Origin of the sequence: Nostoc favosum CHAB5714 (assembly GCF_020829495.1) — a bacterium.
Lineage (GTDB): Bacteria > Cyanobacteriota > Cyanobacteriia > Cyanobacteriales > Nostocaceae > Nostoc > Nostoc favosum.
Genome location: NZ_JAIVFQ010000056.1, coordinates 40212 through 51215, shown reverse-complemented (window position 1 = coordinate 51215; position 11004 = coordinate 40212). Strand labels below are relative to the sequence as shown.

12 protein-coding genes are annotated in these 11004 nt (G+C 41.6%); 4 read left to right on the top strand and 8 right to left on the bottom strand.

The genetic code is table 11. The annotated features are described in order from the left end of the window. Positions 1 to 135 precede the first annotated feature (135 nt). A complete protein-coding gene (locus tag LC586_RS26690) occupies positions 136 to 846 on the bottom strand; it encodes a TIGR04283 family arsenosugar biosynthesis glycosyltransferase (RefSeq protein WP_229488252.1) in 711 nt (236 codons plus the stop codon). Between the two features lie 49 nt (positions 847 to 895). Here LC586_RS26690 and LC586_RS26685 point away from each other — a divergent pair, with 49 nt between their 5' ends. Next, positions 896 to 1474, top strand: coding sequence for a Uma2 family endonuclease (locus LC586_RS26685; protein ID WP_229488256.1), 579 nt, complete (start codon positions 896 to 898; stop codon positions 1472 to 1474). Positions 1475 to 1478: 4 nt separating this feature from the next. Here LC586_RS26685 and LC586_RS26680 read toward each other — a convergent pair whose 3' ends face one another. The 3 genes from LC586_RS26680 to LC586_RS26670 all read right to left on the bottom strand — a co-directional run bounded on the left by LC586_RS26680 (position 1479) and on the right by LC586_RS26670 (position 3286). Then, on the bottom strand, positions 1479 to 2069 hold the full coding sequence (locus LC586_RS26680) for a Uma2 family endonuclease (RefSeq protein ID WP_229488251.1): 591 nt from the start codon (positions 2067 to 2069) through the stop codon (positions 1479 to 1481). Between the two features lie 165 nt (positions 2070 to 2234). After that, positions 2235 to 2825, bottom strand: a complete 591-nt coding sequence (locus LC586_RS26675; protein ID WP_229488250.1) for a DUF2808 domain-containing protein — start codon at positions 2823 to 2825, stop codon at positions 2235 to 2237. Between the two features lie 23 nt (positions 2826 to 2848). Beyond that, a complete protein-coding gene (locus LC586_RS26670; RefSeq protein ID WP_229488249.1) occupies positions 2849 to 3286 on the bottom strand; it encodes a DoxX family protein in 438 nt (145 codons plus the stop codon). 592 nt (positions 3287 to 3878) lie between these two features. Between LC586_RS26670 and LC586_RS26665 the strand changes: the two genes are divergently transcribed. Further along, on the top strand, positions 3879 to 4706 hold the full coding sequence (locus LC586_RS26665) for a lectin OAA family protein (RefSeq protein ID WP_229488248.1): 828 nt from the start codon (positions 3879 to 3881) through the stop codon (positions 4704 to 4706). A gap of 166 nt (positions 4707 to 4872) precedes the next feature. Here LC586_RS26665 and LC586_RS26660 read toward each other — a convergent pair whose 3' ends face one another. Continuing rightward, positions 4873 to 5253: a Spx/MgsR family RNA polymerase-binding regulatory protein gene (locus LC586_RS26660; RefSeq protein ID WP_229488247.1), complete on the bottom strand. Its 381-nt coding sequence runs from the start codon at positions 5251 to 5253 to the stop codon at positions 4873 to 4875. 77 nt (positions 5254 to 5330) lie between these two features. After that, entirely contained in the window at positions 5331 to 5456 is a 126-nt protein-coding gene (locus LC586_RS40840; RefSeq protein ID WP_267921732.1) for a hypothetical protein, read from the bottom strand. 7 nt (positions 5457 to 5463) lie between these two features. Here LC586_RS40840 and LC586_RS26655 point away from each other — a divergent pair, with 7 nt between their 5' ends. Continuing rightward, positions 5464 to 7653: a DEAD/DEAH box helicase gene (locus tag LC586_RS26655; RefSeq protein WP_229488246.1), complete on the top strand. Its 2190-nt coding sequence runs from the start codon at positions 5464 to 5466 to the stop codon at positions 7651 to 7653. A 169-nt stretch (positions 7654 to 7822) separates the two neighbouring features. Here the strand turns inward: LC586_RS26655 and LC586_RS26650 are convergent, their stop codons facing one another. Beyond that, complete coding sequence (locus LC586_RS26650) at positions 7823 to 8710, bottom strand: SMP-30/gluconolactonase/LRE family protein (protein ID WP_229488245.1); 888 nt, start codon at positions 8708 to 8710, stop codon at positions 7823 to 7825. Positions 8711 to 8939: 229 nt separating this feature from the next. On the opposite strand from LC586_RS26650, the gene LC586_RS26645 reads away from it, so the two are divergent. After that, complete coding sequence (locus tag LC586_RS26645; protein WP_229488244.1) at positions 8940 to 9665, top strand: Uma2 family endonuclease; 726 nt, start codon at positions 8940 to 8942, stop codon at positions 9663 to 9665. A 270-nt stretch (positions 9666 to 9935) separates the two neighbouring features. On the opposite strand, the gene LC586_RS26640 is transcribed toward LC586_RS26645, so the two are convergent. Further along, positions 9936 to 10874: an NAD-dependent epimerase/dehydratase family protein gene (locus LC586_RS26640; RefSeq protein ID WP_229488243.1), complete on the bottom strand. Its 939-nt coding sequence runs from the start codon at positions 10872 to 10874 to the stop codon at positions 9936 to 9938. Positions 10875 to 11004: the final 130 nt, after the last annotated feature.

The window sequence follows — 11004 nt, the reverse complement described above, 5'->3', positions numbered from 1 at the left end:
CATAGCACACCAAAAAGATTAATTCAGAACACCCTAAAGGGTGTTGTTAGCCTTCATCCCCTGCCTAAAGTACGAGATACGGTGCTTAGCACCTGTCTCTCAGGGGTTTTCGGCATTTTTCTTATAAGAAACAGCTTAAATTTTCTTAAGTTTTTCTCGGCGATACCAGCGACGAATTCGTTCAGGTGAAACGCCCAGTAAATAAGCAATAATTACTATTTGATTAAGTAGCGTAGTTTTGAATACACCCTTTTGCAACCATCTACGGGCTGAGGTAACAACTGGTGTGGGAATAATTACAATCCGTCCGATGCGTTTTAAACGACGCATGAGTTCAAAGTCTTCCATAATAGGCAATTCAGGAAAACCGCCAATTTGCTGAAAAACTGCTTTTGTTAAAAAAATTGCTTGGTCGCCATAGGGCATTTGGTAAAAATGCGATCGCAAATTAACACCCAACTCCACCCATCGTAAACTCAAAAGTGACGCATCAATCCGCAAGTTAAACGCACCAGCCACAGTCCCAGGCTGTTGTAGGGCTGTGCGAACCATGTCATCAAACCCAGTCGGTAAACAGGTATCTGCATGGAGAAACAGTAGAATCTTCCCGGTAGCAGCTACAGCACCCGTATTCATTTGAGCAGCACGACCTGGAGACGATGAGATAACTTTGACACCTAAAGACTTAGCTATTTCTATGGTGTCATCTTTAGAGCCACCATCTACAATGATTACTTCTATATTTGTATTAGGTTGAGTAGTTGCAATTGCCTCTTTAATATTCTCTGCTTCATTAAGAGTCGGAATAATAATAGAAATTCTAACTGCGTCAATATTCTGACTCATGATTGCTTACAATTTAGCTAAAGTTGATGTCATCCTCAAGATAATCCCCATGACAGCTATCACCGTCAACTTGAACCCCATCATCCAACTTACCGACAACCAATTTTATCAACTCTGTCGGGAAAACCCAGAAGTCAAATTTGAACGCAATGCAGAGGGGAAACTACTAATAATGCCACCTACAGGCGGAGAGACTGGAAATCGCAATTCAGAAATTTCGGCAGATTTTGTGATTTGGAATCGCCAAACTCAACTAGGAATTTGCTTTGATTCTTCCACCTGCTTTAAACTTCCTAATGGTGCAAACCGTTCTCCTGATGTAGCTTGGATAAGAAAAGAGAGATGGAATACACTCACACCCGAAGAACAAGAAAAGTTTCCGCCGATTGCACCAGATTTTGTTTTAAAGTTAATGTCACCAAGCGATAGTTTGCGAGAAACGCAAGCAAAAATGCAGGAATATATCGATAACGGAGTTAAATTAGGTTGGTTAATTAATCCGAAAATGCGTCAGGTAGAAATCTCTCGTCTTGGTAAACCAATAGAAATACTAGCATCTCCACAAGAATTATCAGGAGAAGATGTTTTACTAGGATTTATTTTAAATTTGCAAATAATTTGGGGATAAATATTTATTGATTTCGGATCGCCTGCTCAAATTCAACAATAGCATCGTACTGGTCAGGCATTGCGATATAACGCAGCAGTAAAGCGGGGTCTAAATTTGGAAAAAACCCACTCCGGTTTACTTCTTCATACTCGCCCTGTTCGTTAAGATGGAATATTTGTATAGAGTTAGATTTCCAAAACCAGACTTCAGGCACTTTTTTCGGTTTGTATAACTCCTTCCTGTTAATGCTTCCACTGGTGACGATAATTTCAATAACAATATCAGGAATTTCCTTTTCTGTACCAATACTGTAAGACTCATCTGGTGTAGCAGAAGCATACCCAAGTTCTTCTAGAGTGAAACCACCACGTCTGTAAAACCGGATACCCAACTGTTTCATGTAAGCTTCTAGTAGCAAGCCAACAGTACTTTTCACTTTCTCATGTTTATCTCCAATGGGCGACATGATTTCTAAGATTCCTGACAAATAAAACAGTCTAACATTGCGGTTGTCTTGAAGTTGTGCCTCAATCCCTTTGAATTGCTCCCAAGAAACATCCTTGAGAGTTACCAGTTTTTCTTCTGTAGGCTGGTCTAAAAGTGGGATGCTCATAAAAACACTTTCCTTATACGCTCATTAATTCTACTCTTTAGATATAGAGTTATCTCAAAATTCTGCAAGCGATCGCTCACTTGTCCTATTAGTTATCAATGAGATTAAAGCGTTCATGATTCGTTACCATGCAAAGCGTTGTTCATAACATTGGCATAATGGTGTTTATGGAAACCACCAGTTGTTACTTCTATTGCTGTAAAACTGAAACCGTCCAAAGCCCAGAAATTGTCCGTGAGATTTATCACCCGCCGGAAACGCTGTCACACCTAGTAAGTAGACACCAGAAAAGCTGGGATTTTTCACAGGGTGGAGGGCGATTGTAACTGTCTGTCCCGGAGTGACAGGCGGATTAAAATTCACACTAACAGTTCGTGTCTCGCGTTCTGCTGTGACTGCGCCTAGTGTTAGCCGAGATTCTTTGCGTAGGCGTAGCCCGCCGCAGGCATCGCTAGTTCCCACAAATGCGCGAGTATCATTAAGATCATAGCGGATGTTTTCTGCTCCCTCCCTCTGTGCGATCGTTACCTTCTGAAGGGATTCTCCAGCATTTTCCGGCACGTTAATCGTAAAATAGTAAGTTGCGCCCCAAACATTCACATCTTTATAAGTAGTTGTTGCGTCAACAAGTTTCGGGGGTTGGACAAAGTAAACAGTACCATCTCTAAGCTGCACCGCTTGAGTCACCGGAACAGCAACTCCCCCAATACTTATTGCTAACGAGAGTGTTATCCCAAACAAAGTTGCAACGCGCATAATTCAGATATAAAAAAACGCACTCATTCCAATTCTAATTCTTTGGGAATGAGCGACTTGGGAATAATAGAAGCTTGTTTTTCCCTATCAGAAGATTTCGTATACCACCAAGCCCAAGCAATTAAAACTGCTTGAAGGGGAAGCCTGACTACGTGTACCCAAGGTGAATTTGGTATATGTTCAATCTTAATAAGATTAACCGCCATATTAATATTGGCAGGGTAAACAGCAATAAAAAGAGCAAGAAGTCCCCAAGCAGCAGCTTGACTTACAGGCGGGACTAACAAGCCGATACCACCCAAAATTTCATAAAAGCCACTGAGATAAACTAATCCTAAAGGGTAAGGTAGTTGCGGCGGCACAATTTTGACATATTCTTCTGGAACAACAAAGTGTGTCACTCCAACCACAATGATGGATATGGCAAGGACGACACGTAAGACTTCTTTATACTTATTCATGGGTTTTGCCTGATTATATACTTGTCCCTATTACTTCAGTTTGACTGATGGATGCTAATCTGCATTGAGTCAATAGGAGTAAAAATCGACAAAATTTTCCAAAGTACTTACAAAAGCGATTGCAAGTATAAGTATAACTGATGCACCGGACTGTACTCAAAGATTGATTTACTAAGTACGTCACGGCTCGCTTGGTAAAGCAAAACACATTTTTATTAAAAATTTATTAAATCTGCTTGTAATCTTAACTACAATCGTATTAGTATAATAACGACAGCCTAAAAAACTGATATTTGCTGCTTAAAATACTTTTGCCAAGTATTTGCTTAACTATGAGGCAAAACGTAGAACCTGCACTCAGACGTACACGACAGTTAAAACTACTTCTACAAAACCATACAGAACAGAATTTTCTTGACTGAATTTTTTGTTAGATGGCAAAAAGAAGCGTGTAAAATCTTAGGTTTTTTCTATGTCAAGCCTTGTAAATTGGCAAAGGTATTGTTAATTAATTGTGCGTGCTTTTTTCCGCAATCAAATCGGATTGCTATAGATTCACTTTGACTAAACGATCAAAACTTTGGAGGAAAAAATGACAACAACAACAACCAATACTAATAATCTATACAATGTACAAAATCAGTGGGGTGGTGCTTCTGCTCCGTGGAATCCTGGTGGAACATGGGTAATTGGAGCTAGAGCCTCTCAGCGCATTGTCGAACTCAAAGTTTCATCCAGTGACAACGGCAAGACACTTACTGGAACCACGACATATTCTGGTGAAGGCCCCATCGGTTTTAAGGCTAACTTAACTGGGAGCGACACCTACAACGTAGAAAACCAGTGGGGAGGCTCATCTGCTCCGTGGAATCCCGGCGGGACTTGGATACTCGGCTCGCGGGGAAATCAAAATGTTGTTGCGATCGATATTACATCCAGCGACGGCGGTAAAACCCTGACTGGAACTATCACATATTCTGGTGAAGGCCCCATCGGTTTTAAGAGTGCTGCTGTTGATGGCCGTGTCTATAATGTGGAAAACCAATGGGGAGGCTCATCTGCTCCGTGGAATCCTGGTGGGACTTGGGTACTTGGCTCTCGGGCAAATCAAAATGTTGTTGCGATCGATATTACATCGAGCGACGGCGGTAAAACCCTGACTGGAACTATCACATATTCTGGTGAAGGCCCCATCGGCTTTAAAGGTAACATTGTCAGCAGCAACAACTACACAGTAGAAAACCAGTGGGGTGGTAATACAGCGCCGTGGAATCCTGGTGGGACTTGGCTAATCGGTGGTCGTGTGGGACAGAATGTAGTAGCGCTCAACGTCACATCTAGTGATGGTGGGAAGACCCTAACTGGAACCACGACCTATGCTGGTGAAGGGCCTATCGGCTTCCGATCGAGCCAAATCTAAAAAGGCGATCGCGCTATACCGGTTCTCGGTTAAGTGAGGTACAAGAACCCAACCCCCTCCCCGCTGGTTCGTGGAGGGGGCTATGATGTGTAACTTGTATGATTAGGAAACGCTATAATAACGCCAATAAGAATATAGTTTCCTCTAGTTTTAACTATGGGGAAACTCAGCACTCAGAACTCAGCACTCCTGAAGCTAAATCTAATTTTTCTCGAACTATTCCCTCATCTCTAAAGCCAACCAGCACAGCTATTCCATCTTTAACGAAAAGTGGACGTTTGAGCAGCATTGCGTCGTGAGTAAATGCATCAACCCACTGTTCGTCAGCCCAAGTCTTCAAATCATCTCCTAAAGCGCGGTAGGATTGACCAGAGGTGTTTCGCATGGGAGCAAAACCCAAAGACTTTACCCAGTTTTGAATCATCTCACGAGTCGGCGGAGTATCTTTGGTGTTGATAAACTCATGGTCAATGTTGTTATGTTGGAGCCACGTCAAAGCTTTTTTGCAAGTGCTGCAATTGGGAATTCCGTAGACTTGAATAGACATAAAACAATTAAGCAACAATCTTCATATATGACATAGTAGGTGGAACTTCTGCCACCAATGCTCTTGTCGTAGAATATCTACGGCAGAAATTTAAGGGTAGCGATCGCTTTTAGTAATCGGTAATTCCAAGTATGGAACTCGTCGATCCATGATTCGAGGGTTCTGAAATACCAAGGAGTAGTTTTACTAACACTTTCATCCATAAAAAATATGAGCGATGCCTTTAGCCGACTTGCACCCTTCATCCAAGAATATATTTATCATCACCAATGGACTGAATTGCGGCCAGTTCAAATTGCCGCTTGTCAAGTTATATTTGACACTAATGCTCACTTGCTAGTTACTGCTGCAACTGCTGCGGGTAAAACGGAAGCAGCCTTTCTGCCAGTTTTGACTCTATTACATACCAACCCGGCTGCAACTATAGGGGCATTATACATTAGTCCAATCAAAGCTTTAATTAACGATCAGTTTGAGCGCCTCAACGACTTACTCAAAGAAGCAGATATTCCAGTTTGGCACTGGCACGGTGATGTTTCTCAAAGTCGAAAAAATAAGCTTTTAAAGAATCCTCAAGGCATTCTACAAATTACACCAGAATCTCTAGAAAGTTTGTTAATTAACAAAAATAACGACTTAGTTCGCTTATTTGGTGATTTAAGATTTGTCATCATTGATGAAATTCACGCTTTTATGGGTTCCGAACGCGGTTGTCAAATTATTTGCCAATTACAACGTTTAGCAAAATTGACGCAAAAACAACCACGCCGTATTGGTTTATCGGCAACTCTTGGTGATTACTCAATAGCGGAAAATTGGTTACGTTCTGGAACAGAAAAGCCAGTGATTACACCGGAACCTGACGGGATAAAACGCCAAATAAAACTAGCTGTAGAACATTTTTATATTACTGATGAAGTAGATGAATCAGAGGCGACAGCTTATGAACAATATATTTTCAACCTCAGTAAATCTCGCAAATGCCTGATATTTGCTAATAATCGCACGCAAACTGAATCTGTAATAGCATCTTTGCGACAAATAGCCACAGAGCAAAGGCTACCAGATATATATCATGTGCATCATGGGAGTATATCTGCTAGTTTACGGCAAGCAGCTGAAAATGCGATGCGTGAACCCAACAATCCAGCAGTTACCGCCGCCACTCTGACTTTAGAATTAGGCATAGATATCGGTCATTTAGAGCGAGTTATTCAGTTAGAATCACCCTTGTCTGTAGCTAGCTTTTTACAGCGCTTAGGACGTAGTGGCAGAAGAGGTGAAGCTGCCGATATGCGCTTAATTTGCGCTGAAGATAAACCATTACTAGAAGCTTCTCTACCAGAGCAAATACCCTGGCAACTTTTGCAGGCTATCGCTATCATTCAACTTTATTTAGAGGAGCAATGGATTGAACCAATCAGACCGATTAAATATCCTTTGAGTTTGCTTTATCATCAAACAATGAGTATTTTAACAGCAGCAGGGGAAATTTCACCTAATGCCTTATTTAAACAAATTTTTAGCTTGCCGCCCTTTGCTGCTATTTTAAAAGAAGATTTTCAATTATTACTACGTTATTTAATTGATATTGGTCATATTCAGCATACTGAGAAAGGGAAATTAATCCTGGGTTTGGCAGGAGAAAAGGTTGTGAGAAAATTCCAGTTTTATGCTGTCTTTGCTGAACAACAAGAATATATTGTTAAGCAAGGTGCAACGCAAATTGGCAGTATCGTCACGCCACCTGCTGTTGGAAATCAGTTTGCTTTAGCTGGGATAACTTGGGAAGTTGTAGAAGTTGACTTTAAAAAGAAGGCTATTTTTGTTAAACAAGCCGAGGGGAAAGCTAGTATTTATTGGCGTGGTAGTGGTGGCACTATTCACACCAAAGTTTTACAACGAATGCAACAGGTTCTCTTTGAGAATATTGAGTATAGCTACTTGCAAAAAAATGCTTTACAACGTTTACGTAAAGTTCGCCAATTGGTGCAGCAGGTTGGATTAGATAAACAAAATATCTGGCAATTAGAAAAAGGTAAATGCTGCATTTTTCCCTGGATGGGTACGGTTCCTTATCGCACCTTAGAAAGATTACTTAACTCTTACTGTCGAGAATCGTTGGAAATTACAAGTATTGGTGGAGTAAATCCTTATTATTTAACAATTAAATTAGGCAAGGATAAATTTAAATATCTTTATGATGAAATTGCTTCATTGTGTGAGCAAAGAATTACCTCAGAAGATTTACTCAGTACTTCAGAAGCACCGGAAATTCAAAAGTATGACCAATTTGTTCCTCATTCACTTTTACGAAAAGCTTTTGCTAGCGATTCTTTAGATATGAAAGAACTCAAACAGCAAGTGGCACTTTGGAGAGAAGAAAACATAGCACAATAATTTAATTACCTGGAAATTTCTATATAGCCATTTTCAATCCGGTGAGGTACAGGTAGGCAAATAGACCTAACCCCCTAACCCCCTTCCCGAAGCGGGAAGGGGGAAAATTTCAAAGCCTCTTTCCTTTTAGCAGAGAGGTCAAAATTCTACCTCACTCGGTCGAGAACCGCTATATTTCATAAAAATCATAAGTCGGTAATCCCGTAACATCAGTTTGGAGAGCAAACAAATCACCAGAGTAGAAACTTTTTTCGATCTCTGCTTGGCTGAGTCCAACTGAAGCAGTGGTAATGTAGAGTGTTTGCAAATCCTCACCGCCAAAAGTACAGCTAGTTGGCAATTGCACAGGTAGCTTTATCCGCAATATCTCTTCACCCTTGGGGTTGAAACGAATCACACACCATCCATTCCACATAGCTGACCAAATATGTCCTTCACTGTCTATTGTCAACCCATCTGGGTAGAAGGATTCATGAGTTAAATCAACAAAAATCCGGCGATTAGTAATGTTTCCTGTTACTGAATTAAAGTCGTAAGCATATATTTTTTGCTGAGGAGAATCTGTTAAGTAAAATGTTTTTTGATCGGGACTCCACCCCAAACCATTAGAAATAGTCAATCCTGTTTCCATTACATGCAATGAACCATCATTGTCATAGCGATAGAGGCTAGCCTGGGGTTTTTCCAAAGAACACATTGAGCCAAACCAAAAACGTCCTTGAGGGTCACATTTACCATCATTGAAACGATTATCTGGTAAATTTCCTTCAATTTCCAAAATGGGGGTAACTACACCTGTCTGGGTGTTGAGGAATGCCAGGTGATGGCGCAGTGCCATGATTAATCTATCTGCACCTGCTGTTGCGATCGCACCTACAACATCTCCCACATCAAAAAACAAGTCTTTCCCCGTAGCCGGATTGAACTGATGTACCCGATGGTTGTAGATATCAACCCAGTAAATTAACTTTCGGGTAGAATCCCAGATGGGGCCTTCACCCAAGCGGGCACGGGACTCTAGTACATTCTGAAGTGGATATTGCAAAACCTGGCTCATTTTATCAACCAACAACAGTATTTACAGAAACTAGTTTCAGTAGCCTCCAGGCAATTATAAAAAAGGTTTGCCTGACTAATAGAGAAAATTGTCATTCCTGTTCCAGTAAAAACTAAAGACGCGATAAATTGCGTCTTTCTCAGGTAGAAGAAAATATTTTTGATTTTGACTTTGACCAAACCTTTACCGCGATCCGTTAACTTAAAATTAGTCGGTCAGGATTCCCCTTATGTACCAAACAGACCCGCCTCGCCCTGCAAAAGAAACTCTACCCACCATGTACGATCTTCCCAGTGAATACCCGGAGGACTCTGGTTTGCCTGACGAATTTCACCTTTTTCAACCCCAACTTCTGCGCGAAACCTTCTGTCCACCTAACTATCCAGCAGAGGAAGTATTTGTCGCCACTGACTTAAACCTTTACTATGACCTCCGGCATACACTGTGGTACAAACGCCCGGACTGGTTTGCTGCTGTGGGAGTTTCGCGTCTCTACGAACAGCAAAACTTGCGTCTGAGTTATGTAATCTGGCAAGAAGGGGTTGCTCCTTTTGTAGTGGTAGAATTGCTTTCTCCTGGCACTGAAAAAGAAGACTTAGGACAAACTCTGCGGGAAATTAACCAACCGCCGACCAAATGGGAAGTTTATGAGCGGATTTTGCGAGTTCCTTACTACATTGTGTTTGACCGCTACACTGACAAACTCCAAGCATTCCAATTAGTTGCAGACCGCTACAGCGAATTGGACTTGACTACCCCACGGGTGTGGATGCCGGGTTTGGAACTGGGTTTAGGACTTTGGCAAGGTTCTTACCAAGGAATTGAGCGGTTGTGGCTACGTTGGTATGATGCATTCGAGAATTGGCTTCCCACGCCCCTCGAACGAGAAAGTCAACGTGCTAACAGATTAGCAGCACAACTGCGAGAGTTAGGCGTTAACCCTGATGAGTTATGAAGATGCGAAAAGCATCAGTAGGGGCACACAGTGATCATAGGTGTCAACTTAAGGTAGAAATAGCTTAACTGTTAGCTTCCTCACCCGCCCAGAAATAAATTTCAGGGCTAATAGCTAAAGTCTACTGAAGTAGACTACAGATTTTTGGGTATATTTTAGTCATCTTCAGATGACTTTCGCTATTAGCAAGGAACTGAAGTTCCTTGCGAGACATGACTTTTACGTTAAGTTGACACCAATGCACAGCGATGCGCCCCTAAACATCTTTACTCACAACGTTTGTAAAATCTCCTCATCTACAGAGAAATCAACATCAGCTTTATCTTTTGCATTAGCTAAATAGTCATTCTCCAGGGAATCTTGTAACCCAGAAATCAAATCATATTCAGGTTGCCAGTTCAATTCTGTTTGTGCTTTGTTCACCGAAGCAAAGAAATGCTGCACCCGCATCGGAAAAGCTTTGCGCTTGCCGAAATCAAACTTTTTCGGGTCGTAATGGACGATTTTGACAGCATCGGGTGATTTGCCAGCCGCTACAGCGCTAGCACGGGCTAAACCATCAAAAGTGACAAAGCGATCGCCAGATATATTATAAATTTGCTCTATGGCTTGTTCATTGCCCAAAACCTTAGTCAAAGCTTTTGCCAAGTCTTTTACATGACCAAACTGGGTGATATGCAACCCATTTCCGGGGATGGGAATGGGGCGATCGCGCACAATTCTGTCAAAAAACCAGCCTTCCAACTCATTATAATTACGAGGGCCGTAAATATAAGTAGGACGAATGGAAGTAAAAGGTAATCCCAATTGAGTCAGATAAGCTTCTGTTTCATGTTTACCCTTATGGCGACTTTTAGGATCTACTGGATCACCTTCTACATGGGGCAATTGGTCAGATTTGAGATACACCCCCGCAGAACTCATATAGACAAAATGTTGCACTCGGTCTTGAAAAATCTCTGCTAGTGGTTGGGTATCAGTAAGTTCCCGCCCGTTATTGTCAAAAATGACATCAAAGTTTTCTTGTGATAACTTTGCTTTTAATTGAGTAGCATCAGTGCGATCGCCTATAATTTGTCCTACTCCCTCTAAAGAAGGTGCTGGCCGATTTCCCCGATTGAACAGCACCACCTCATGTCCTTGTTCCACTAGTAGTTGAGTCAAATAGACACCAATGAACCGAGTACCACCCATAATTAGAATTCGCATAAATTCACCATTTATATATCAGTTGCGTTAAGGGAGTAGGGAGTGGGGAATAGGGAGTAGGGGAAAAGCAGGGGAGGCAGGGGGAGCAGGGGAAGCAGGGGAAGAAAACTATTGGTTATTCCCCATTCCC

Excerpts from the sequence above, each read along its gene's own strand:
- LC586_RS26690 (WP_229488252.1), bottom strand. The coding sequence starts at position 846 with ATGAGTCAGAATATTGACGCAGTTAGAATTTCTATTATTATTCCGACT.
- LC586_RS26685 (WP_229488256.1), top strand. The coding sequence starts at position 896 with ATGACAGCTATCACCGTCAACTTGAACCCCATCATCCAACTTACCGAC.
- LC586_RS26680 (WP_229488251.1), bottom strand. The coding sequence starts at position 2,069 with ATGAGCATCCCACTTTTAGACCAGCCTACAGAAGAAAAACTGGTAACT.
- LC586_RS26675 (WP_229488250.1), bottom strand. The coding sequence starts at position 2,825 with ATGCGCGTTGCAACTTTGTTTGGGATAACACTCTCGTTAGCAATAAGT.
- LC586_RS26670 (WP_229488249.1), bottom strand. The coding sequence starts at position 3,286 with ATGAATAAGTATAAAGAAGTCTTACGTGTCGTCCTTGCCATATCCATC.
- LC586_RS26665 (WP_229488248.1), top strand. The coding sequence starts at position 3,879 with ATGACAACAACAACAACCAATACTAATAATCTATACAATGTACAAAAT.
- LC586_RS26660 (WP_229488247.1), bottom strand. The coding sequence starts at position 5,253 with ATGTCTATTCAAGTCTACGGAATTCCCAATTGCAGCACTTGCAAAAAA.
- LC586_RS40840 (WP_267921732.1), bottom strand. The coding sequence starts at position 5,456 with ATGGATGAAAGTGTTAGTAAAACTACTCCTTGGTATTTCAGAACCCTC.
- LC586_RS26655 (WP_229488246.1), top strand. The coding sequence starts at position 5,464 with ATGAGCGATGCCTTTAGCCGACTTGCACCCTTCATCCAAGAATATATT.
- LC586_RS26650 (WP_229488245.1), bottom strand. The coding sequence starts at position 8,710 with ATGAGCCAGGTTTTGCAATATCCACTTCAGAATGTACTAGAGTCCCGT.
- LC586_RS26645 (WP_229488244.1), top strand. The coding sequence starts at position 8,940 with ATGTACCAAACAGACCCGCCTCGCCCTGCAAAAGAAACTCTACCCACC.
- LC586_RS26640 (WP_229488243.1), bottom strand. The coding sequence starts at position 10,874 with ATGCGAATTCTAATTATGGGTGGTACTCGGTTCATTGGTGTCTATTTG.